Origin of the sequence: Arachidicoccus rhizosphaerae (assembly GCF_900107765.1) — a bacterium.
GTDB classification, from domain to species: domain Bacteria; phylum Bacteroidota; class Bacteroidia; order Chitinophagales; family Chitinophagaceae; genus Arachidicoccus; species Arachidicoccus rhizosphaerae.
Map to the genome: position 1 here is coordinate 52,290 of NZ_FNQY01000019.1, position 24,469 is coordinate 76,758.

Below are 24,469 nucleotides of genomic sequence, written 5' to 3' on the forward strand. Positions count from 1 at the left end.
GTTAATACATGAAAACATATATATTATATAAATAATATGATTATATGATGTAAATCATACCTCTGACATACATATTTTAATAGATATTTAAGAATCCTAAAACTCAGAATGGGTGCTTTTGGGTTTACCTGTTTCTGAAAATTAGCCGGAGGGTTGGATAGGTCGTCTATGGAATACATCTGTTTATGATTACAATTAAGGGAAGGATTGATCTAAATCATTCATACTGAACGGTGCATTACTGAATTTTACCACTTTAAAAGGCTAAGGTAAAATATCGGTCTATCCGCTGTCAAAGCAGCAGTATTTCCTTTAAACGCAAATCAGAAATGTACAATCATAAAAAAATTATTAATGGATTATGTCTGCTGGATTATATCCGACAGGAAAATGTTGGCTTAAAAGATCAGTTATCGGTTTTATTACAGCTGGAAATTACTCCCGGCGATATACGAACAGCAGAGTGGTTTCATCAGAAATTTATCGAGAACGATCAGATTGTAGAACTGCTGCGTTATGAAATTAATACGGTATACAGCCAGCGAAGAAGCCAGATTAAAACAAGCCAGAACCTGCTAATGAATAAGAGATTCCAGATGATTTATATAGATATACAAAATATAAAAAAGGAATTCTTATTACTAAAAGAGGACTTTAACCATTTTAAATCCGGTTTTGGACAATCACTACAATTTGATATACAAATCCTCTGATGATTTGTATCATAGGATAATGACGTGCAAATTGAGCCCCATCATTATTTAATCCTCAGAAGCTCAATAATATTGCACCATAAAATTGACAATCAGATTAATGATTCGATTTAAAATTCTTACCAATAAATTAAACAGATATGAAAAGTTCCCTGTTAAGGTTATGTTCACTGGCGGTTTTTCTAGGGGCAGCAGCCCTAGGATGTAAGCCCAAGAATACCTCTGATGCTATTTCAGGAGATGCCGCCTCTAAGGTTTATGTTGCTCCAGGCAAGTACGATGAGTTCTATAATTTTGTTTCCGGTGGCTTTAACGGACAAATGTCTGTTTATGGGCTGCCCTCGGGCAGGCTATTGAAAATAGTACCTATTTTTAGTGTATTCCCTGAAAACGGCTATGGATATAGTGAGGAAACTAAACCCATGCTCAATACCTCCCACGGATTTGTGCCGTGGGACGATCAGCATCACCTTGAGTTGTCTCAGACCGAAGGTAAGATTGATGGTCGCTGGATTTTTGCCAATGCGAACAATACTCCACGTATTGCCAGAGTTGATTTAACCACCTTTAAAACAGCAGAGATTCTGGAGTTACCCAATAGTGCGGGCAACCACTCGTCTCCTTTTATTACGGAAAATACGGAATATGTCGTTGCCGGTACCCGTTTTGCCGTTCCCATGGATGATCAAAATGGAGATGTCCCCATCAATACCCTTCGAAAAAACTTTAAATCTTCCATCAGTTTTATCAGTGTTAATAAAGATTCCGGCACTATGAGCCTGGCCTTTCAATTAAGACTGCCACCCATTGACTTTGATCTCAGCCATAGTGGCAAGGGGCCTTCCCATGACTGGTTTTTCTTCTCTACCTATAATACGGAACAGGCAAACACCTTGTTGGAAGTCAATGCGTCTCAAAGGGACAAGGACTTTATTCTGGCCGTTAACTGGAAAAAATTGGAAGCCTATGTAAAATCCGGAAAAGGCAGGACCGAGAGCGCAAAATATGCCCACAACATCTACAATGAGCAGACCCATTCGGCTACTTCCACCATTGAAAATAAAGTTCTGGCTATAGATGCACAGGACCTGAAAGATATCTGTTATTATATACCTTGTCCAAAGTCTCCTCATGGTTGTGATGTGGATCCAACAGGTGAATATATTGTTGGCAGTGGCAAATTAGCAGCGCTTATTCCGGTATTCAGCTTTACAAAAATCCAAAAGGCGATTGCCACAAAGGATTTTATTGGCACCTACGAGGGAATACCTGTTATCAAATATGAGTCAGCACTTTACGGAGAAGTGCAAAAGCCTGGTCTGGGACCCTTACACACAGAATTTGACGGACGCGGCAATGCCATAACTACTATGTTCGTATCGTCAGAAATTGTCAAATGGAATATCAAAGACCTGAAAGTGATTGACAGAAAGCCAACTTATTACTCACCTGGTCACTTGTCTATTCCGGGAGGAGATACCAGAAGTCCTAATGGTAAATATGTGATTGTATATAATAAAATAACTAAGGACAGATACCTGCCGACTGGACCTGAACTCGCTCAGGCCGCCCAGCTCTTTGATATAACGGGAGATAAAATGAAACTACTGTTAGATTTTCCAACGGTAGGAGAGCCGCACTATGCCCAGGCAGTGGAGGCGTCCTTAATTAAAGATAAATCCGTTAAATTCTTTAAGCTGGAGGATAACAAACACCCTTATGCCACCTTGGGAGAAAAAAATGCCAAGGTTGTCAGAAATGGCAAAAGGGTGGATATCTATATCACAGAAATCCGGTCACATTTTACGCCAGATAATATCGAAGGCATAAAAATGGGCGACCAGGTTTACTGGCATATGACCAACCTCGAACAGGACTGGGATGTGCCGCATGGATTTGCCATTAAATCGGCAGCCAATACGGCCGAACTTCTTGTAATGCCGGGTGAAACGCAGACGCTCTATTGGACACCCGAAAAACCAGGTATTTATCCTTTTTATTGCACCGATTTCTGCAGTGCCCTCCACCAGGAAATGCAAGGTTACGTACGTGTATCCCCAGAAAACAGTAATACACCGCTGAGCTTTAGCACGGGAACCAATCTGCCTGATTCTGCTAATACTCCGCAATACTTAAAGGAAAACCTAAATTAAATAACAGTGCTTAAGGATGACTTAGGTATTGCAAAGATGATCTAAGTCATCCTTTATTCACTCAACCGGAAAGGGTGGAACGGACGGCGGTTGCCCTTTTAATGGCTACCCCGTCAAAGCAAAAAATTAAATTTTATGCAAAAAAAATATTTCCTTCCACGTTACGTAAGTCTTCTTTTGATTTGTTGTAGCCTATTAATTTTCGCGGTCCTTTTTTTCCCGTTCTGGCATATCGAACTGCAAGCCCCTCAATATCCGGAAGGCCTGATTCTACTAATTTATGCGAACAAATTATCAGGTGATGTAGATATAATCAATGGACTGAACCATTATATCGGGATGAAAACGCTGCACACGGCAGATTTTTATGAATTTCAGGTGCTTCCTTATTGTATTATATTTTTTGCCGTTGCGTTCATAATCGTAGCTATTGTCAGAAAGCGCAAATGGTTAAATATCCTGTTTGCCGTTTTTATCTTCTTTGGTGTCATCAGTATGATAGACTTCTGGAAATGGAATTATAACTACGGACACCACCTGAATCCCAACGCCCCGATCATCGTTCCGGGAATGGCTTATCAGCCGCCCATATTGGGTTATAAACAACTACTCAATTTTGGTGCGTATTCTATGCCTGATGTCGGAGGTTGGATCTTTATCTCGGTAGGTATAATACTGCTTGGGTTGGTCCTCATTAGCAATCGAAAAAATAAACCTTCATGAATTCAATAAAAATTACATCCGCCAGATCCATGAGGCTGATAATGATCCTTTTGTTGGGCGCAATTATGAGCAGCTGCCAGATAAGACCTGAAGCGATGGTGCCAGGCAGAGATCACTGTGACTATTGTAAAATGCCTTATAATGATAACAGGTTCGGTGCTGAAATCGTTACAGGTAAAGGTAAGATCTACAAATTTGATGATATTCACTGTCTGCTGGATTTTATTCAGGAAAAGCGTTTTGATACTTCCAGGCCGTTCCAGACTTACTTCGTGAATTTTTTGGGCAATCATGAACTGCTGAATGCCGAAGCAGCTTTTTTGCTCAAAAGCGAGGCATTGCAAAGTCCAATGGGCGGTCAGACGGCGGCCTTTGATCAACTAGACAGTCTGACATTTATGCAAAAGCAATATCCGGGTAAAATTTATAATTGGAAAACCTTACCAAGATCGTGAAACCGATAATTCTAATCCTTTCCCTATTGTTATGCTGCTATCAGCCTGGCATGGCCGGTATTATAAAAGTTACGGCGTCGCAGCCTTCCTTTTCTATCCAGCAGGCCTTAAATGAAGCGCAGCCGTCAGATACGGTTCTCATCGGACCCGGACAATATAAGGTAGCGGATCTCCAGGTGAATAAGCCTGTTAGCATTATAGGAGAGGGGTTGCCTGTTCTGGATGGGCAGCATACCTATCAGATACTTTCCATACATGCAGATAACGTAAAAGTAAGTGGCCTAAAGCTGCAACATACCGGCATTTCAAGTTTGCGGGATATCGCAGCCATAAAAATTTACCAAGGCAAGGAGATCGTCATAAGTGATAATATTATTGAAGGTGCCTTTTTTGGGATCTACCTGTCCAAGGCCTCCAGGTGTCTGATTGAAAATAATCAGATCATCGGGCAGCAGCAAACTGATCAGAGAAGTGGTAACGGGATTCATGCATGGAAGTCTGATCAGATCCGTATAATACAAAACAGGATCAGTCATCACCGCGATGGAATCTATTTTGAGTTTGTCACCCATTCATTGATTTACAAAAACTTGTCCCAAAATAATCTGCGATATGGCCTTCATTTTATGTTTTCCAATAACGACCTTTATATTGACAATGTTTTTGGTCAAAATAACGCCGGTGTTTCTGTCATGTTTTCTAAGTATGTGACGATGATTAAAAACACCTTCAGGGATAATTGGGGTGATGGCTGTTACGGATTATTTTTAAAAGAAATCACTCATTGCAAAATTTATGGCAATAAGATCACGGGCAATACGACCGGTATTGCCGTGGAAGGGGCAAACCGGATGAGCATTGAACTGAATAGTTTTTCTGAAAACGGATGGGCCTTAAAAGTAGATGCCAGCTGTCTGATGAGTAGGGTTAATTCCAATAATTTTACCAGAAATTCATTTGATATCGTAACAAACAGCTCTGCGGTAGCTGGCAATTTTGATCATAATTATTGGGATAAATATGAAGGGTATGATTTAAATAAGGACAGAACCGGTGATATTGCCTATCATCCCGTCAGTTTATTTTCCATGATTGTTGCCAACAATCCTACAACGATGGTTTTATTCAGGAGCCTTATGGCCACTTTACTGGATAAAATTGAAAAAATAATACCGGAGTTCACTCCTGTGAGCTTAGTAGACAATCATCCGCTCATGCAAGCATTACCAATATGATATCCATTCAACAATTAACGAAAACATTTGGCAAATTAACGGCGCTCGACCAGATCTCCACCGAATTACCCGACAGTACCTGCCTGGCGCTGATTGGCCCGAATGGCAGTGGAAAAACAACCCTGGCAAAATCCATTCTGGGCATCGTTCACCCAGATAAGGGTCAGATTATTTATAAAGGGAAAAATATAATCGGGGATTTTGCCTTTAAATCCAGTATCGGTTATATGCCGCAGATCGGCCGTTATCCGGAGAATATGACCATAGGTCAGATTTTGGATATGATTAAAGATATCAGAGGGGAAAAACATTTGGATGAAGATTTGTCCGATGCATTCTCACTGAATAAGTTGTTACATAAAACCATGCGGAGTCTTTCAGGAGGAACGACTCAAAAAGTCAGTGCAGCACTTGCGTTTTTATTTGATCCTGAAGTATTAATGCTGGATGAGCCTACTGCCGGGCTGGATCCTGTGGCCCAGGGCATTTTAAAAGAAAAGATTTTACTGGAAAAGAGCAAGGGGAAACTGATTGTTATTACCTCCCACATTTTAAGTGAATTAGATGACCTGGTATCAGCCGTGCTGTATATGCAGGAAGGGAAACTGCTTTTTAATAAAACCATTGAACAGTTACGTGAACAGACAGGTCAGGTGCGACTGTCGAGTGCCATTGCTCAAATCATGCAATCCAACCCCATCTCATGAAAAAAATAATTAAATATATTATTGCTGATATCTTACGCAGTAAAATTATTATTGGCTATGCGGTGCTTTTATTAATGATTTCACTTACCGTATTTAATTTACAACCGTCCTCCGGTAAGGGGCTGTTGAGTCTGATTAGTATCGTCCTTATAATTGTGCCGCTTATTTCGATTATTTTTTCTACTATTTATATCTATAATAGCCGGGAATTTATTGAGCTTATGGTAAGCCAGCCCATTAAAAGAAAAACCATCTGGTTAAGTTTTTATATGGGCATCAGCGCAGCCATGAGCCTGGCCTTTGTCATAGGAGTGGGGCTACCTGTTATGATTTACAGTTGTAATGCCATTGGGATATTACTTATTATTGTGGGGGTACTGCAGACGCTTACTTTTATCAGTATTGCCATGCTGGCTGCCGTTTATAGTAAAGACAAAGCGAGAGGCATTGGAATTGGGGTATTGATATGGTTATATTTCAGCTTAATCTTTGACGGGTTTGTTCTGTTTTTACTTTTCCAGTTTCAGGATTATCAGATAGACAAACTGGCCTTAATACTTACCGGACTCAATCCTATTGATATTAGCAGAATTCTTTTATTGTTAAAAATGGACGCATCAGCCCTTATGGGGTATACCGGCGCTGTTTTCAGAGCCTCCATGGGGGGGCAGGCAGGAATCTTGACCGGTATTGTAGATTTGCTAGCCTGGATTGGCATTCCTTTATGGCTGTCCTTGAGAAAATTCGGAAAAAAAGATCTGTAACAGCCTGGCCAAAACCTGGTCATAAGTCACTCCCCATAAAAAACCCTGAAGATTATCCACATATACTCTTCAGGGTTTTTTAATAGTTAATGATCGTCCGGGGCTATTGTCCTAAGATCCAGGCAAAAATAAGGGGTGCCACAATCGTCGCATCGCTTTCCACGATAAACTTAGGGGTGTCTATATCCAGTTTTCCCCAGGTGATCTTCTCATTGGGGACAGCTCCGGAATAAGAACCGTAAGAAGTGGTGGAATCCGAGATCTGACAGAAATAACTCCAGAAAGGAACATCTTCCCATTCCAGATCCTGATACATCATGGGTACGACGCAAATGGGAAAATCCCCGGCAATACCGCCACCAATCTGAAAAAATCCAACCCCTTTACCGCCACTATTGGCGCGGTACCATTCGGTGAGATAAATCATGTATTCAATACCGGTTTTCACCGTATGCACATTCAGCTCTTTTTTAATAACATAACTGGTAAATATATTACCCGTAGTGCTATCTTCCCATCCTGGTACGATTATCGGAATATTTTTTTCCGCGGCGGCAAGGATCCAGCTGTTTTTAGGATCGATTTCATAGTAAGGCTCCAATACGCCACTTAATACAACCTGGTATAAAAATTCATGAGGAAAATAGCGTTCCCCTTTTGCTTCTGCTGATTTCCAGACGTCCAGTAAATGCGTCTGTAAACGTCTAAAGGCTTCTTCTTCCGGAATACAGGTATCTGTTACCCTGTTAAAATGATTATCCAATAACTCTCGTTCCTGCTCAGGCGTCAAATCCCTGTAATTCGGAACTCTTTTATAATGGGAATGCGCCACCAGGTTCATGACATCTTCCTCCAGGTTAGCGCCAGTACAACTGATAATGGCAATTTTATCCTGACGAATCATCTCTGCTAAAGATATACCTAACTCCGCTGTACTCATGGCTCCGGCCAGAGAAACCAGCATTTTACCGCCTTCCAAAAGATGCGTTTCATAACCTTTGGCTGCATCCATTAAAGCTGCCGCATTGAAATGTCTGTAATGGTGCTCGATAAATGTAGAAATCGGACCTCTATTCATATCCATTTTGTTTATAATATAATAATAATTTTAACTACTCAGCCCGATTAAAAAAGGCTTTCCCGGGCAAAATTAAGGCTATTTACTGATTTTAATCCTGGTTATTATCTGCCGGATATCCAGGTCATCGGATTGAGTGGATTACCCTGAGAATCCGTAACCATGAAAAATACGGTGGATACTCCAGATATACCGGTAGCCATATGGCCCACAATGGTTCCTGCTTTGACCTCATCACCTTTTTGTACTGTTACATCCTTTAAGTTACTGTAGGTCGTAAAATATTTACCATGACGTACAATGACGGCATAGGTCTCATCGCTGATTACCACGGAAACCGTACCGGAGGCGACCGATTTTACCGTAATATTGCCACCTGTAGCCGTTATCTCGATGCCATCATTCACCTCTTTAAGGGAAGTGCCTGGGATAGACTGAACTCCATAAGCTCCGGAAATAAATCCGCCTGTAACCGGCCAGGGTAAATGGCCTCTGTCTTTTTCAAAATCCAGGGACTGGGTCAGGGTCTTCTCTGTCGATTCCAGTACATTATAAGAACGTCCCATTCTTTGTGGGTTCTCTTCAGGTTTTTGCTCTTCCCTGATTTTTTTCGGAGCATCTGCACTGGCCGTTGAGTTATCAGCAGCGGACGCAGCATTGGCCGGAGGTGTGTTATTCTCAACCTTAGCGTTTGCCACTTTATCGTTTGCGGCGGTGGCAGCGTTCGCTTTTTTGGCGGCAGCGGCATCCGCAGCGGCTTTGTCTCTTGCCAGCTGGTCTTGTCTTTCTTTGAGGACTCGTTGTTGTTCAGCTATTCTGGCCCGGCGTTCTTCCTCCTCTTTGGCCTTGGCAATTCTTTGCTGACGTTCTCTTTCTTTTCTTTCTGCTTCCTGGATTTCCTTGCGAATTACCTGACGCAATACCTCCTGGAGCTTTCTTCTTTTGGCTGCATTGACAGCGATTTCCTTGCCTATCTCACCTTCTCTGGATTTCAGATCAGAAATGGCACTGTCCTTCTCATTTCTGTCACTTTGAAGGGCCGTAAGCTGACTGTTTTGCTGACCGGCCGCAATTCTTTTTTCTGATTTGGTGGACTCTAGTTTGGCGATATTGGCCCTAAGGGCAGCCTGGGCCTTTTTAATATTATCAGCCTGCGTTTCCCGGTATGCCCGGTAACTTTTCAGATAGGCGACACGGCGTAAAGCCTCATTAAAAGTATTGGAGGAAAACAGAAAGTTGATATAATTATATTTGCTTCGGTTTTTATAGGCAAAAACGAGGCTTTCTGCATATTTGGTCGTCAGTGTGTCAAGTTGTTTCTTATTAGTCTGAACCTCTGCGTTGTAATTGGTTATTTTAGTATTCAAATCCTGCATTTCATCATTGATCGATTCAATCAGGGATTGTCTTGCTTTAATTTTCTTTTCCAGCAAATTGAGTTCCCGTAAAGACAGCTTTCTGGTTTGACGTACCTGAGATAAGGTCTCATTGAGTTCATTGAGTTCTTTTTGCAGGCTTTTTTGTTCCTGCTGAATCTCTGCTCTTGTTTGCTGCCCATAACTACACACCCAGAGTGTGCTACAAAGTATGATGCATACAAACAATTTTTTCAACATAATGCTTAATTTTTCAGCTATTTATCTGATAGATTTATAAAGGCTTAAAGTTAATCAACTCATTGGATAATCCTATCGCTCGTCGTAATTTTTAGGAATACTGAAAGGAAAACTTAAAGGTTGATTAAAAATAACCTCCTTAAACTGCAGTTTAATATCCGTAGATTTTTTATCCTGTAGTTTTATTTTACGGTCCATGGCTATTTCAATTGAATCAACCTTCTGGTAATTTGAATATCCTAGGGCACAGCTGCGTTTAATCCCGTCCTGGTCCTGCTCAATCTTATTGCTTTTCAAAACCAGTTTATGTGGACTGGCTACTACGGAAAGGAAACTTTTGAATACCTCACCTTCCAGCGCTGCATACCACCGGTTATGATTATGACGATAGGATTGCAGATTGCCTTTGGTAAATAGGGGGTTGCCTAAAATAATATTTTGCATATCCTGAAAAGTGATCGGCATTTTGGCAATTTCTTCCAGATAACCAATGGGACGCCTGGTTATAGTATGCTTTAATTTATCCATTAAAATAAGCGAGTCCGGACGAATTAGCATCCGGTAACCTTCAATGGCAAAAGGACCGGTTAAGGAAATCCAGATGACACTGTCCTTTTTCAGCCGGATGCTGGCAGTTGCGCTGGCGCTGTTATCTTCTGTGGAATAATCCAGTTTCACCTTGGCTTTCAGCGTAGAAAACTGTCGGATCTTTTGGCTATCCAATACCATTAACACCCTTTGTAAACTATCCAGTTCCTCACTTTGCATATCAGCAGTAACCTGGACTACTTTTGAAGAATCTGCGGATTTTAATTTATTGGGTATTTTCTGGGCCCTTTTGGTGCTCGAACATGAAAATAGCAGCAGCGTACATAGGCCTGCCGTTATTTGAAGGGTTATCTGACTAAAACGATTCATGTAATAGAATAAGGGTTAAAAATAGAAATGCCGGACCCGAAAAATATGTATGATATAAATCTGTTATATCAGAGCTACGATCTATCCGGTTGTTCTTTTTATCGCTAGTTTTTACCTGTATGTCCGAAACCGCCGGCCCCCCTAAGGGTTTCTGATAAAGCTTCCACAGGCTGCCACTGGATTTGTTCCACCTGCTGGATCACCATCTGGGCAATTCGGTCACCCGGCTGTATGGTCTGGGTCTCATTGGATAAATTCACTAAAATCACTTTAATTTCTCCTCTGTAATCAGCATCAATGGTGCCTGGAGTATTCAGACAGGTTAGCCCCTGTTTGGCAGCCAGCCCGCTTCTGGGGCGTATCTGTGCCTCATAACCCAATGGAATTTCCATAAAAAGACCCGTGGGAATCAATTGTCTTTCCAGTGTTCCCAGGCTTACCGGCGCTTCAATATTTGCCCTGAGATCCATACCGGATGCGCCTTCAGTAGCATAGGCCGGTAGCGGGAAAGCGGATTGATTGACGATATTAATACGGATCTGGTTCTTATTATTTGCCATATTTTAAATTAGGTACCTATTATATAATATATAACACAGTGTTTAGTGAAACGAACGGTTTAAACCTGCAGCGAAAATACTGGATTTAAAAAATGTAGCCCCTAATCTCCTGCACCTTTTTTCCACAAGGCCATGGGTAACCGTTGTTAAAAAATTACAGCTTTTCCAGTAGTGCTACAGCATGGGCCGAGAGTCCTTCCTGCCTGCCTACAAACCCCATGGTTTCCATGGTGGTGGCTTTAATGGAAACATCCTCCGTCCCGATGCCCATAATGGCGGCAATCACCTCCCGCATGGCTGTCACATAAGGCTTAATCTTCGGACGCTCAAGCAGTAAGGTCGCATCAATATTAATGACCCGGTATCCTTTTTGCTGCACGAGCTGGTAACTGCGCTCCAGTAATATCTTTGAATCAATATCCTTAAAATCAGCACTGGTATCCGGAAAATGAGTGCCAATATCTCCTAAAGCCAAGGCGCCCAAGAGCGCATCGCAGATTGCATGTAAAAGAACGTCTGCGTCACTATGGCCCAGTGCTCCTTTTTCATGAGGAATTTTCACGCCTCCGATCCATAAATCTCTTCCTGCCACCAGTTGATGAAAATCAATTCCTTGTCCAATTCTAAAACTCATAATATAATCTTTTATTAAAATACAATGCTTAAGTGGCCCTTGGCAAAATCAGATCATTTAAAAGTATCTGTCTGTAGCCGTCCGGGTCAGGCGATGCATAAAAAAAGCGAAGGTAACCTTCGCTTTTCAAATATCGTCAATTGGTTCCATAATATCTATCTGATTTATAAACCCTGACAAAACCTGTACACTATATAATATATGTAACCTGTATGGACTAATAATTTTTTTGCTGTCCCAGATCAAAAACCAAAGAGAAGCGTAAGGTGTTAGAAAGAGGATTACGGTTTACGCTGCTGCCTGAAGGAGCTAAATAAGCAAAATTAAAATTAAAGACATTATATTTTATACCAGCACCAGCCGTAAAATAATGGCGGTCACCGGCACCGGCGGATTCCAGATAATAACCTGCTCTTAAGAAGAACTGATCATTATAGCCGTATTCTGCTCCCAGAGATCCTGAATAAGCACTGTTGGAAAAAGATTTACCCCAGCTATCAAATACGCCGGTATTATAATAATCTGCCATTTGTTGAGACACTTCCTCATCTGTCCCGTCTAAATCGGGTGTTTTAGGAACCAGTAAATGATTCACGTCCAGGGCAAAGGTCAGTTTATTGTCTTCATCCAGAACTGCATGATAAGCTCCGCCCAGACCCAGATTGGCAGGAATAAACTGTTTAGCGTCCGGATCATTGGTGTAGCTGATCTTTGTTCCCAGATTAGATAGGGTCAGCCCGGCTGTAAAACCCTGACCTGCCTCATCCAGCCCGTTGTAATAACCCGAAAGATCAACCGCAAAGGCATTACCAGCTTTCATGTCACTGCCTTCGGTTCCATTACCTAAACTGGAATTAATATAGCGGGCAGTCAGACCAATACCGAACTGTTCGCTGAGTTTACGGGAATAACCAAATTCAATAGAGAATTCTTTTGGATTGGAACTTCCCTGCAATGCGCCGTTTTCATCTGCGAATTGAATGCTCCCCAGGTTAAAATAACGCAGACCACCACTGATGGCCTGTTGATCGTCAATTTTATAATACCCACCCAGCGTCACCAGGTACACATCGCTTGCCACATCTTTGAGCCAGGGAGTATAAGTAACCCCAATCTGACCGTTGGAACTGGCAAAAGGGACTTTTGCATTATTCCAGAACGTGGCATTTGCGTCAGGGGAGAGGGCGATACCGGCCTCTCCCATGCCACCTGCCCGGGCATCCGGAGATATCCTTAAAAAGGGAGTAGCAGTTGTTACAATGTTAATGGGATCAGTCTGCGCCTGGGCCATGAGGCCAGTTCCCAATAAAGCACTCGCCAGTATGGCTGATTTTTTCCAGTTAAATCTCATATTTAATATCTTAAGCTTAATTTAAAATGTAATGAGTTCTAAGCTGAGCTCATCCATAGTTTTATGATAAACGTAAGCAATGGTTTGATTATTATTAAAGTGGAACTATTTTTTAAAATTCTGGGTTATCTGGGTATAAAAATGATTTAAAGCCCTTACTCTAATTTATATTTGCGCCATGATTTATCCGATATTACGCAAGGCATTTTTTAAAATGCCACCAGAGAAAGCTCATTATTTTGCCATGAACCGGCTTAAAAATATCTGCAGTTTACCGGGGGGCAGGGCACTGGTGAAGGGTATTTGTGCCCATCATGAAGAAAACCTGAAGACCCGGGTTTTCGGGCTCGACTTCAGGAACCCGGTGGGGCTGGGGGCAGGGTTTGATAAAAATGCCCTGTACCTCAGAGAATTAGAGGCTTTGGGCTTTGGCAGTGTGGAAATCGGAACCGTTACCCCAAAGGGGCAGGCTGGCAATCCCCAGCCCAGATTATTCAGACTGCCTAAAGATCAGGCACTTATTAACCGCATGGGTTTTAATAATGACGGGGCCGAGGCCATCAGAATGCGTCTGGAAAACTGGCGGACTCATCAGGATTTACAAAACGGCTTTATTATTGGCGGAAATATCGGCAAAAATAAAGTCACGGATAACCAGGATGCCTATAAGGATTATGTCCTTTGTTATCAAGCTTTATATGAGGTGGTGGATTATTTCACCGTGAATGTCAGTTCACCCAATACTCCAGGGCTGAGAGCACTACAGGAAAAGGACAGCCTGTTTAAAATCTTTTCAGAAATACAGCAGATCAATCAGGGAAAAAACGTGCCTAAACCGGTGCTTTTAAAGATTGCCCCGGATTTAAACCAGGAGCAGCTGGAGGATATTTTGGAACTGGCCAAAGCGATTGAATTAAGTGGTATCGTGGCCACTAATACGACCGTTCAAAGAACCGGCTTGCTGACGGCTGAGGAGCAAATAGAAACGATCGGAGCAGGGGGCCTTAGTGGTCGTCCGGTCAAACAAAGAGCGACGGAGGTAATGGATTTTTTGGTTCAAAACCTTCCAGAAACCATCCCGGTAATCGCCTCCGGCGGCATATTTACGCCGGAAGATGCCCGCCAGAGGCTGGCAGGCGGAGCAAGACTGGTACAGGTATGGACCGGGTTTATTTATGAAGGTCCCTCAATAGCCGGTAAAATATGTAAACATCTGGAGTAAAGTTTTAGCATCTAAGCTTCCCACTTTGATTTTGATTTACTACCTTTGCGCAATTCCTAAAAAATATGAATCAAACAATCTCATCCAACGAATCCATTCCCTCCGGCAAAAAGAAAATCATCGTATTAGGCAGTGGCCCTAATAGAATCGGACAAGGAATTGAATTTGATTACTGTTGTGTACACGGCCTGCTGGCAATCAAAGAATGTGGTTATGAAGCCATTATGGTAAACTGTAACCCGGAAACTGTTTCTACGGACTTTGATATTGCCGACAAACTGTATTTTGAACCCGTTTTCTGGGAGCATCTCTGGGAGATTATCGAACTGGAAAAACCTGAGGGTGTTATTGTACAGCTGGGCGGACAAACCGCCCTGAAACTGGCAAAACGTTTACATGAAAGAGGCGTGCGTATTTTCGGGACCTCCTTTGACAATATGGATATTGCCGAGGATCGTGGCCGGTTCAGTGATTTGCTGAAAGAATTGGATATTCCCTATCCACAGTATGGCACCGCTTATAATGCAGAGGAGGCCATTGAAGTCGCCCAAAAAGTAGGCTTTCCGGTACTGGTTCGACCCAGCTACGTGTTAGGTGGCCAGCGGATGCGGATTGTTCTCAATGATGAAGACCTGGAAAAGGCTGTTGTCAGCCTGCTTAAACATATACCGGATAATAAGATTCTGATTGATCATTTTCTGGATCGTTGCCAGGAAGCGGAGATTGACGGAATTTTTGATGGTGAAGACTTTCACGTAATGGGTGTAATGGAACATATTGAACCTGCCGGTATCCATTCCGGTGACTCAAATGCGGTTTTGCCGGCATTTAACCTGACACCGCTGGAAGTAACCACTATGGAACATTACGGAGAAAAAATAGCTCGCGCGCTGGATATCCGCGGACTTATTAATATTCAGTTTGCCATCAAAGACGGCGTCGTTTATGTGATTGAAGCCAATCCACGTGCGAGCCGTACGACACCTTTTATTGCGAAGGCTTATGGCGTACCTTTTCTGAATATTGCCACCAAAGTCATGTTAGGTGAAAAAAAGCTCAAAGATTTTAAAATCGAGAAAAAACTCGATGGCTTTGCGATTAAAGAACCTGTTTTTAGTTTCAATAAGTTTCCAAATGTTAACAAGGAACTCGGACCCGAAATGAAGAGTACAGGAGAGGCCATCCGTTTTATCAAAGATCTCAGAGACCCTTATTTCCGCAAGTTATACAAGGAAAGAAGCATGCACCTGAGTAAATAAGGAGCGCTTAAATGTCTGGCCAAAAGCGTAAAAAAAATTAAAGGTATTTTTTACAAATGATTTCGTTTTGTTTCATGTTTTGGCACAGTATTTGAAAATAATAACAACATAAATAACAAATAAAAATCAGCCTCCGGATTTCAAAAAGAAACTGATTCGATATAATTTAAATTTTCTCATAAGCAGTTAGTTTTGGTTGCGGCCCCTATTTCCATAGGGGCTTATTTTTTGTCGTATAGTCAGTCCTCCGTCTACACTCGCCATCCAATCATAAAGGGGTTATCTGATCCTGGCTCTTTTTGTCATATTCCGGCAGAAGTAATTATTTATATTGGGTAAAATCCTTAATTTTTTACCAACCATTGGTTAACTTAGTGGCAGTGATAAGTAAGGTCCTTTCATCAGATGTCTTTCCAATAAAAGGTTTGAACTGTCTGAAGCGAATCACTGAAAACCAATGAAAGAATAATTTTAATCGAACAGTATCTTTAATTAATAATCAATGTCTTTAGGAAAAATAAGCCCTGAATATGTAAACCGTTCTTTATCCTTATTTGGCAAACTGTTTACCTTGGGAGGCCTGCTGATAGGCCTGCAGACAGGTGGCAGTCGTCTTCAGGCACAAACCTATAAAGACAGTTCACTCAGTCCCAGGGTACGCAGCCTGAACTTACTCAGCAAAATGACCCGGGCAGAAAAAATAGGACAGCTGTCAACCTTATTTGGCTGGGAGATGTACCAAAAATCGGCGGTATCATCGTCTTCCCGGATCCAGATCACCAGTGCATTTAAAAAAGCCATCGATTCAGGCCATATCGGTATGCTCTGGGGGACGCTTAGGGCGGATCCCTGGACAAAAAAAACACTGATAACGGGCCTTAATCCTGAGCAGGCGGTAGAAGCCACCAATGCGCTTCAGCATTATGCCATTACGCATAGTCGTTTAGGGATACCCTTATTACTCAGCGAGGAGTGCGCACATGGCCTGATGGCCATCGGTACAACCGTTTTTCCAACGGCCATAGGTCAGGCCAGCAGTTGGGATACGGAACTCATAGAAAAAGCCGCCGCGGCCATTGCCCTTGAGACGCGCTCCATGGGCAGTCATATTGCTTACGGGCCTATTCTGGATCTGGCAAGAGAGCCCAGATGGAGCCGGGTAGAGGAGACCTATGGAGAGGACAGCTACCTGGTGAGTAAAATGGGCAGCGCATTTGTCCGCGGGCTTCAGGGCAAGCTGACAGCAACCGCTGCCGTAGACAGTAACCATGTCCTCTCAACTTTAAAACATTTTATAGCTTACGGTATTCCAATGGGCGGACACAATGGTGCACCGGCCATGTTGGGCATCAGAGCACTGTATGATGATTACCTGCCCCCTTTTAAGGAGGCCATTCAAAATGCAGGCGCTTTATCCGTCATGACGGCATATAATTCGATCGATGGCGTTCCCTGTACAGCCAATGAGCTATTAATAAAGGACTTACTTAAAAATCATTGGGGTTTTCAGGGGTTTGTGGTGTCAGATCTTGGCAGTATCAGCGGCATTTACTCTACCAGCCATACGGCGCCAAATGCCGTGGGTGCAGCGGCGGCCGCATTAAGCGCAGGTGTTGACAGTGATCTGGGCGGATACGGGTATGGTAAAAACCTGGACAGTGCGCTTACTGCCCACCTGGTCTCTGCGGCTCAACTGGACAGCGCTGTCTATAGGGTCCTCCGGTTAAAATTTGCCCTGGGTTTATTTGATCATCCTTACCGTTCTATCTCAAATGCCAACGGCGTAAATAGCGAGGAGCAAAAAAGGGTCAATGAGCAGCTTGCCACTGAATCCATTACTTTATTAAAAAGAACCGTCCTTCCCTTGAAAGAGAGTCTGCGCTCCATAGCCGTTATTGGTCCCAATGCCGATAACCTGTATAACCAGCTAGGGGATTATACCGCTCCTCAGGATACAGGATCCGTCACCACGGTGCTCAGAGGCATCCGGGAGGCGGCAGGTCCCAACACGCGGGTTCTGTATGCCAAGGGCTGCTCTATCCGGGATACAAGTACAGCCGGCTTTGCGGAGGCAATGGCAGTGGCCAAAAAAGCGGAGGCAATAGTCGTTGTACTGGGTGGTTCCAGCGCCCGGGACTTTAAGACGCAGTATCAGTCAACCGGCGCTGCCATCTCTACCCAAAGCACGGTAAGTGATATGGAAAACGGGGAAGGGAATGACAGAAGTACGTTGAGCCTGCTGGGCAGACAAAGTGAGCTGCTGGAAAAGCTGGCCACAACCGGCAAGCCCATTATCCTCGTGCTCATCAATGGCCGTCCGATGGCCATTGAAAAAGAAGCTGACCTAGCAGGCGATATTCTGGAAGCCTGGTATCCTGGAGCTACCGGAGGCAAGGCCATTGCTAAAATTTTATTTGGCCATGCAAGCCCCATGGGCAGGTTACCCATTTCTATTCCCAGATCCGTGGGACAGCTGCCTGTGTATTACAGTCAGCCCAAAGGATCCGGAGGACATTATGTGGAAGGCGCTGCGGGGCCTTTGTTTGCATTTGGATTCGGTTTGAGTTATTCTACCTTTACCTATAGCGATTTTAAAATATCCAAATCAGAAAACCAGCAGGGCCTCCAACTACAGGTAAGCTTCCAGGTCACCAACGCAGGCAGCCAGACAGCAACCGATATCCAGCAGATCTACATCAGTGATGAGACCAGTTCCGTGGTCACACCCGTCAGAAAACTGGTTGGATTCAGCCGGTGCACCTTAGCGCCCGGGCAGCGGGTCCATCAACAAATAACCATTGATCCCAAAGAACTGAGTTTATACAACCTAAGGGGCGATCAGCTTATAGAAAAAGGTATTTTTAATCTGGAACTGGCCAGATATGCCGGTGATCCGGATTGTCTTAAAGCCAGATTAGAGGTAAACCAGGATTATATTTTTGATCACTGGCGGTAAATGAAGTAAGTCTGTTGATAATTAGTTAATTTGCAGATCATTCCCATAGAAAATTAAAAACCATGAAAAAATCATTCCTATCACTAAGCCTGCTGTTTGCGGCTTCCTGTATGCTGGTTAACCAGGCGCAGGCGCAATTGCTAAAAAGATTAAAAGACAAAGTCTCAGATAAAATAGAGAACAAGGTTGATAAGGCGTTGGATGGAGATATCAGTTCAAAAACGACAAATGGTGCCGACAATGCGCAGACGACCATTAACCAAAAGGCCCTTGCGTCAGCGGAGTTGCCCTATACCTTTGTCCAGGGGACCGATAGTATTTATTTTGATGATTTTGCCGCAGACATAACCGGAGAGATGGCATCCCACTGGAAATCCAGTGGCAGCGGATCCATTGGAACAGTTTCAACATTTCCCGGCAAATGGCTGTTTTTAAAGGAGTTCACTTCTTATAAACTAAAAAATGATCAGCCCTTGCCTGAGGATTTTACCGTAGAATTTGATATTATTACCCTGAGCAAAGGGGAAGCAAGGGATTTAAATAGTATCTCTTTTGGATTTGCCCATAACAATGCGATTTCCAATTATATCGGAGATGCATACAATGAAGGCGCGATAACCCAAACTGAGATTCATTACTGGAATAAAGAGATTATAAATTCCAGTAGTGACAACAAAAAATACAATACGATTAAATTTCCTTTAGAAGGATATGCCATTGGTAAAATGCATGTAGCTGTCACCGTCAAAAAATTACACATGCAGGTATACCTGGACAAGGAAAAAGTACTGGATACCGATATGTTTGCTTCCAACCCGGAAACCAAATATTTTTACATCAGCACCAGCACAAATCTGGATAACGGAGCTCGTATTGGTGTAGGAAATTTTAAAATCGCCGGTCTGTAACCTGTAATCCGGTAAAAGTTCCCTCAAACAAAGCCTGTAGTAAAAATGTACTACAGGCTTTGTTTTGAGGGATTGCCATAATCCTGTGTCCGAAGGCTTAACGAGCTTAATTAAATAATTACAACTAATTTAAATTTAGTTAATTATATTATTTAATTTACAAAAAAACTAACCTGAATGGCGCTCACTTGATCCTGCGATTTTCCTAATAATTAATCAGTTGTTCCTCGATGGTTTCAGGAATTTCACGCCATTCGTATTGCTGGTTACGAAGCTGGGGTTCAAATCCGGCTTCCTGAATCGCTTCCTGAATTGTTTTATAGGTAAAGCGATGGGGGGCACCCGCGGCGCTCACCACATTTTCCTCAATCATGATACTGCCAAAATCATTAGCGCCGCCGTGCAGGCAGATCTGGGCCGTGGCTTTACCTACGGTGAGCCAGCTGGCCTGGATGTTTTTAATGTTGGGCAGCATGATTCTGGATAGTGCGATCATGCGGATATATTCATCAGCGGTGGTCAGGTTATGCACGCCACGGATACGGGTCAATAAAGTATCCACGTCCTGGAAAGTCCAGGGAATGAAGGCCAAAAATCCTTTGGCGTCAGCAGGTTTTTCATGCTGTACCTCCCTGATTTTTACCAGATGAATAAATCTTTCCTCAATGGTTTCCACATGCCCGAACATCATAGTAGCACTGGTCGTAATATGGAGCTGATGGGCCTGGCGCATGATTTCCAGCCACTCATCCGAGCCACACTTCCCTTTGCTGATTAAGCGGCGTACCCGGTCAATTAAGATTTCAGCACCTGCACCCGGTAAGGAATCCATTCCTGCCTGCTTTAATGCGGTGAGCGCCTCTTTATGACTGATGCCATCCCTTTTACAGATATGGGCTACTTCCGGGGGGCCCAAAGCATGTAATTTAATCAGTGGAAATTCATTTTTAATGGCGCTGAAGGTATCTACATAAAATTGTAACCCAAGATCCGGATGATGACCTCCCTGTAACAGCAATTGATCACCTCCCAGCCTTAAAGTTTCGGTTATTTTCTTCCGATAGGTATCCATATCTGTGATATAGGCATCCTTATGGCCTGGTATCCTAAAAAAGTTACAGAATTTGCAATTGGCAATACAAACATTGGTGGTATTGACGTTGCGATCAATCTGCCAGGTCACTTTTCCGTGCGGAACCTGTTTTTTGCGAATGGTGTCTGCGACCTGCATGAGCTCCGCCAGCGGAGCATTGTGATAAAGAAAGACACCTTCCTCCACGCTTAAATCTTCCAGGTTCAGTGCTTTATTATATAAATTGCTTAAATCCATATCAAATTTTAATAGGTTCCAAAGTTACAACCTTTGTTGTTATGATGGCAGTATCAAAAAACTAAAATCCAGGCAGTTTAGTTACTTTTGTCTTATGGCAACGTCGACAACTCCACTGGCAGAACGTATACGACCCACCTCTTTAGCGGGTTTGGTAGGACAAAAGCATTTAACGCAGGAAAACTCCATCTTACAAAAGGCGATTGAAAGCGGCAGGGTTCCCTCCATGATACTATGGGGGCCTCCGGGCGTAGGCAAGACCACCATCGCCCATATTATCGCTGAAACGGTAGCAGCGCCCTTTTATGAACTCAGCGCTATCAGCAGTGGTGTTAAGGATATCAGAGAGGTATTGGATCTGGCCAAAAAGCAAACGGGCGCCATATTATTTATCGACGAAATTCATCGTTTTAACAAAAGCCAGCAGGATGCCTTACTGGGAGCCGTTGAAAAAGGTACCATCACCCTAATAGGCGCCACAACGGAAAATCCTTCCTTTGAGGTCAATGCTGCCTTGCTGAGCAGATGTCAAGTGTATAATCTTAAATCACTGGATAAAAATGATTTAGAAGATTTAATTAAACTTTCTATTAAAAAAGACGAGTGGCTTTCAAGTCTGCCAATAGAGCTCAAAGAGACGGAAGCATTAATCAGGATTTCAGGAGGCGACGGCCGTAAGATCTTAAACCTGCTGGAACTGACCGTACAGCATTTATTAAATCAGGGGGTGGGCCGACAAAATAAAAAAGAGGGTAAAACAAAGGACGCTTCCTTACAAATTACTGACCAGGCAGTACTAGAAGTAGCCCATCAGAAAATTGCGCTTTATGACAAAAAAGGGGAGCAGCACTATGATATTATCTCGGCTTTTATTAAAAGTATGCGGGGCAGTGATCCCAATGCGGCTGTTTACTGGCTGGCAAGGATGATTGAAGGGGGAGAGGATCTTAAATTTATTGCCAGACGGTTGGTGATATTTGCCAGTGAAGATATTGGTAATGCAAACCCTAACGCCTTACTGCTGGCCAATACCACTTTTGATGCCGTTACTAAAATCGGCTATCCCGAGTCCAGAATTATTCTGTCTCAATGTGTTACTTATTTGGCCAGCTGCCCAAAGAGTAATGCCAGTTATCTGGCCATCGGTCAGGCCCAACGACTGGTACAACAGACCGGTGATTTACCCGTGCCTTTGCACCTGCGCAATGCCCCTACCAAACTAATGCAGTCTATGGGTTATGGCAAAGAGTACCAGTATGCCCATGATTTTGACGGCCATTTTGCCGGACAGGAATATTTTCCGGATGAACTGGCCGGAACAAAACTATATGATCCGGGTCCTACGCCCAGGGAAAACGACCTTAGAAAATACCTGAAGGAGAACTGGAAGGATAAATATAAATATTGATCGACCCCTGCCTATTGGTAGTGTCCGGCTGCTCTCAGCTTGGGTAATCAGAATGAAAAACTTAAGATATTAAATCAAGTAATAATTAAGTTAAATAATATAAATCTTTTATTACCAGTATTTTATATAATTAAGCAGTCATGCATAATTATTTGCCGATACCAAAAAGGCCATCCAGATAATCCTCTTTAAACTCAATATAGGTCGGACTGTCGCCTGCTGCGGTAAGTGCTGATATATCACAATTAAACAAATCTTCCACTAGCCTGAGCATTTCTGCCTGGGTCAGTATTTTACCGGCCTTGACAGCCTGCTGCCTGGCCATGCAACGAATCACTTTTTCTTTTTTTGAAAATCGGATTTCACTGTTAAAATGCTTGAATTGTTCCAAAAGCAGTTCAATGGCCCTGGCTTCCCCGCCGGTTGGCATATCCGCCGGAACGGCTGTTACCCCATAATTTCCTTTGTCGTCTTTTTCAATATAATATCCCAGTGCCTGAATCGTATCCTTTAATTCTTCCAACAGCAGGCCATCTGCCATTGAAATATGCAAGTCGCAGGGTATTAAAAGTCGCTGGGAAGCTCCTGAACTTTTATGCAACTTATGGCTAAACTGCTCATATAGAATCCTTTCATGTGCGAGTTGCTGATGAACCAGCACATAGCCGTTCGTGGTCGGGGCAATAATATAGGTTTGTTGGATCTGCAATAAAGGAGCTCCTTCTACCAGATCAATGGCTTTTTTTACTTTGCCGACGGAGGCGCCGAGTCCAAGGCCTAAATCAGCAGCGCCGGCGGCGCCGGCTAATGCAAAATAATCCAGACCGAGCTCACCGGTAGCCCCCGAATGGTAATCCATCCCGTTTTGATCCGCTCCGTTATCTAATGAGTAACCCGGAGCTTTTTGCGGATTGCCGGCTTTATTTTGCAAAAGTTCCCTCGTGTTATCCGGTAAATCAGTTGGCAGGGAAGAAAAGCCGTCAGGATCCTCTCTTAACTGATAGCCTCCTTTGCCCGGTTGTAAATTCAGGGGTAGTCCGGTGTCAGGGGCAGTGTCTGGAGCAGGATCTTCATCGGGCATATTTAAAAAGTCTGCAATCCTTTTGGCTTCACTGTCTCTATTAGGTTCTTGTCCCTGGCTACCGAACTGCTCCGGACGTTCTTTAGGGGAGAAATTCTCTGATTTTTTGTCATCAGCCAGGCGGTCTGGGGCCATAAGTCCTTCTTTTGGATTAGGGGATGCGCCGCCGGCAGGTTTAAAAAAGTCCTGCCAGTTCTTTAAGTTTCCCTGGGAAGATCCCTCTATAAAGTGTGCCTGGTTTTTCTGCGTAAAGGTTTTATAAAGATCTCCGGCAGAAGTGGCTTTTTGGGTTGCGTCATTGAAAGGTTTATTGACGGCATCTAATTGTTGAATTTCGGGATTCAGGGAAAAATCCAATGAAGGAGCTACGCTGGATTGAACCAGGGAATGTTTAATGGCTGCCCGCACAAATGCATAGATGATTTTTTCATCTTCAAACTTGATTTCTTGTTTTGTAGGATGAACATTGATATCTACCTGATTCGGATCTATATCAATAAAAAGTACATATAACGGGTAGTTCTCTTTGGGTATCAATTCATTAAATGCACCTGTTACCGCATGGTTCAAATAGGCACTTTTAATAAAGCGATTGTTGACAAAAAAATACTGGTCTCCTCTGGTCTTTTTGGAGACTTCAGGTTTGCCGATAAATCCATGGATATTTATATAGTCCGTTTCATCATTTACACTGACCAGCTGGCTTTTCAGATTTGCGCCCAGTAGCTGTACAATACGTGCTTTGATGGGGCCGGGATCCAGATGGAACATTTCCTGGCCGTTACTGGTCAGGGAAAAGAAAATTTCAGGAAAGGCCAGGGCCACACGGGTAAACTCCTCTATGATATGCCTTAGTTCTGCAGCATTGCTTTTCAGGAAGTTTCTGCGGGCAGGGACGTTGAAAAACAGATTTTTCATACTAAAGCTGGTCCCTTTGGGAGCAGCACAAGGCTCTTTTTGCTGTATAGTGCTATGGGAGGCTTCTATACGGACGCCAAGCTCCTGATCGGCCTGGCGGGTTCTGATCTCCACCTCAGCCACGGCCGCTATGGAAGCCAGAGCTTCTCCCCGGAAGCCCATGGTTTTTATCTCAAATAAATCCTCTATTTTTTTGATTTTACTGGTTGCATGCCTTTCAAGGGATAAAACCGCATCGGCTTCGCTCATGCCCTTGCCATTATCTATGACCTGCACCAGGGCCTTGCCTGCATCCTGAATGATGAGCTGTATATGCGTTGCTCCGGCATCTATTGCATTTTCTAGTAATTCCTTTACTGCACTGGCCGGCCTTTGTATCACTTCACCTGCTGCGATCTGATTGGCTATATTGTCCGGCAATTTCCTGATAATATCCACGTAATGCTGACTTTTCTGATTATTGAATAAACGAACGACGAA

The 24,469-nt window shown here is 43.1% G+C and carries 20 protein-coding genes; 12 read left to right on the forward strand and 8 right to left on the reverse strand.

The window, feature by feature from the left end; genetic code table 11:
* Positions 1 to 329 precede the first annotated feature (329 nt).
* From BLU80_RS14620 to BLU80_RS14650, 7 genes are all read left to right on the forward strand, one after another.
* On the forward strand, positions 330 to 713 hold the full coding sequence (locus BLU80_RS14620; protein WP_091399930.1) for a hypothetical protein: 384 nt from the start codon (positions 330 to 332) through the stop codon (positions 711 to 713).
* 140 nt (positions 714 to 853) lie between these two features.
* Positions 854 to 2,866, forward strand: coding sequence for a Sec-dependent nitrous-oxide reductase (nosZ, locus tag BLU80_RS14625; protein WP_091399932.1), 2,013 nt, complete (start codon positions 854 to 856; stop codon positions 2,864 to 2,866).
* Between the two features lie 135 nt (positions 2,867 to 3,001).
* A complete protein-coding gene (locus tag BLU80_RS14630) occupies positions 3,002 to 3,589 on the forward strand; it encodes a hypothetical protein (RefSeq protein ID WP_091399934.1) in 588 nt (195 codons plus the stop codon).
* Positions 3,586 to 4,044 carry a nitrous oxide reductase accessory protein NosL gene (locus tag BLU80_RS14635; RefSeq protein ID WP_091399936.1) on the forward strand — a complete coding sequence of 153 codons (459 nt, stop codon included), beginning with the start codon at positions 3,586 to 3,588 and terminating at the stop codon, positions 4,042 to 4,044. Before BLU80_RS14630 ends, BLU80_RS14635 begins: the two co-directional genes overlap by 4 nt.
* Positions 4,041 to 5,279, forward strand: a complete 1,239-nt coding sequence (nosD, locus tag BLU80_RS14640) for a nitrous oxide reductase family maturation protein NosD (RefSeq protein ID WP_139188163.1) — start codon at positions 4,041 to 4,043, stop codon at positions 5,277 to 5,279. The genes BLU80_RS14635 and nosD overlap by 4 nt, the downstream gene beginning before the upstream one ends.
* On the forward strand, positions 5,276 to 5,986 hold the full coding sequence (locus BLU80_RS14645; protein ID WP_091399940.1) for an ABC transporter ATP-binding protein: 711 nt from the start codon (positions 5,276 to 5,278) through the stop codon (positions 5,984 to 5,986). Before nosD ends, BLU80_RS14645 begins: the two co-directional genes overlap by 4 nt.
* On the forward strand, positions 5,983 to 6,750 hold the full coding sequence (locus BLU80_RS14650) for an ABC transporter permease subunit (protein ID WP_091399942.1): 768 nt from the start codon (positions 5,983 to 5,985) through the stop codon (positions 6,748 to 6,750). Before BLU80_RS14645 ends, BLU80_RS14650 begins: the two co-directional genes overlap by 4 nt.
* Before the next feature lie 103 nt (positions 6,751 to 6,853).
* Here the strand turns inward: BLU80_RS14650 and BLU80_RS14655 are convergent, their stop codons facing one another.
* The 6 genes from BLU80_RS14655 to porV all read right to left on the reverse strand — a co-directional run bounded on the left by BLU80_RS14655 (position 6,854) and on the right by porV (position 12,907).
* On the reverse strand, positions 6,854 to 7,834 hold the full coding sequence (locus BLU80_RS14655) for a deoxyhypusine synthase family protein (RefSeq protein WP_244518947.1): 981 nt from the start codon (positions 7,832 to 7,834) through the stop codon (positions 6,854 to 6,856).
* Between the two features lie 98 nt (positions 7,835 to 7,932).
* Complete coding sequence (locus BLU80_RS14660; protein WP_091399945.1) at positions 7,933 to 9,444, reverse strand: peptidoglycan DD-metalloendopeptidase family protein; 1,512 nt, start codon at positions 9,442 to 9,444, stop codon at positions 7,933 to 7,935.
* Positions 9,445 to 9,516: 72 nt separating this feature from the next.
* On the reverse strand, positions 9,517 to 10,362 hold the full coding sequence (locus tag BLU80_RS14665) for a lipoprotein insertase outer membrane protein LolB1 (RefSeq protein ID WP_091399947.1): 846 nt from the start codon (positions 10,360 to 10,362) through the stop codon (positions 9,517 to 9,519).
* A gap of 104 nt (positions 10,363 to 10,466) precedes the next feature.
* Positions 10,467 to 10,922 (reverse strand): dUTP diphosphatase, encoded by a 456-nt coding sequence (dut, locus tag BLU80_RS14670; RefSeq protein WP_091399949.1) that lies wholly within the window; start codon positions 10,920 to 10,922, stop codon positions 10,467 to 10,469.
* 154 nt (positions 10,923 to 11,076) lie between these two features.
* Positions 11,077 to 11,556 carry a 2-C-methyl-D-erythritol 2,4-cyclodiphosphate synthase gene (gene ispF, locus BLU80_RS14675; protein WP_091399951.1) on the reverse strand — a complete coding sequence of 160 codons (480 nt, stop codon included), beginning with the start codon at positions 11,554 to 11,556 and terminating at the stop codon, positions 11,077 to 11,079.
* 217 nt (positions 11,557 to 11,773) lie between these two features.
* Complete coding sequence (gene porV, locus BLU80_RS14680) at positions 11,774 to 12,907, reverse strand: type IX secretion system outer membrane channel protein PorV (RefSeq protein ID WP_091399953.1); 1,134 nt, start codon at positions 12,905 to 12,907, stop codon at positions 11,774 to 11,776.
* 178 nt (positions 12,908 to 13,085) lie between these two features.
* Between porV and BLU80_RS14685 the strand changes: the two genes are divergently transcribed.
* From BLU80_RS14685 to BLU80_RS14700, 4 genes are all read left to right on the forward strand, one after another.
* Positions 13,086 to 14,129 carry a quinone-dependent dihydroorotate dehydrogenase gene (locus tag BLU80_RS14685; RefSeq protein ID WP_091399955.1) on the forward strand — a complete coding sequence of 348 codons (1,044 nt, stop codon included), beginning with the start codon at positions 13,086 to 13,088 and terminating at the stop codon, positions 14,127 to 14,129.
* Between the two features lie 65 nt (positions 14,130 to 14,194).
* Entirely contained in the window at positions 14,195 to 15,388 is a 1,194-nt protein-coding gene (locus BLU80_RS14690) for a carbamoyl phosphate synthase preATP-grasp domain-containing protein (protein WP_091399957.1), read from the forward strand.
* Between the two features lie 502 nt (positions 15,389 to 15,890).
* Positions 15,891 to 18,344, forward strand: a complete 2,454-nt coding sequence (locus BLU80_RS14695) for a glycoside hydrolase family 3 N-terminal domain-containing protein (protein WP_091399959.1) — start codon at positions 15,891 to 15,893, stop codon at positions 18,342 to 18,344.
* Between the two features lie 62 nt (positions 18,345 to 18,406).
* On the forward strand, positions 18,407 to 19,252 hold the full coding sequence (locus BLU80_RS14700; RefSeq protein ID WP_091399961.1) for a hypothetical protein: 846 nt from the start codon (positions 18,407 to 18,409) through the stop codon (positions 19,250 to 19,252).
* Between the two features lie 205 nt (positions 19,253 to 19,457).
* Here the strand turns inward: BLU80_RS14700 and mqnC are convergent, their stop codons facing one another.
* Positions 19,458 to 20,582: a cyclic dehypoxanthinyl futalosine synthase gene (gene mqnC / locus BLU80_RS14705; protein WP_091399962.1), complete on the reverse strand. Its 1,125-nt coding sequence runs from the start codon at positions 20,580 to 20,582 to the stop codon at positions 19,458 to 19,460.
* 94 nt (positions 20,583 to 20,676) lie between these two features.
* Here mqnC and BLU80_RS14710 point away from each other — a divergent pair, with 94 nt between their 5' ends.
* On the forward strand, positions 20,677 to 21,990 hold the full coding sequence (locus tag BLU80_RS14710) for a replication-associated recombination protein A (protein WP_091399964.1): 1,314 nt from the start codon (positions 20,677 to 20,679) through the stop codon (positions 21,988 to 21,990).
* A gap of 148 nt (positions 21,991 to 22,138) precedes the next feature.
* Here BLU80_RS14710 and mutL read toward each other — a convergent pair whose 3' ends face one another.
* Complete coding sequence (gene mutL / locus BLU80_RS14715) at positions 22,139 to 24,427, reverse strand: DNA mismatch repair endonuclease MutL (RefSeq protein ID WP_091399966.1); 2,289 nt, start codon at positions 24,425 to 24,427, stop codon at positions 22,139 to 22,141.
* Between the last annotated feature and the right edge of the window lie 42 nt (positions 24,428 to 24,469).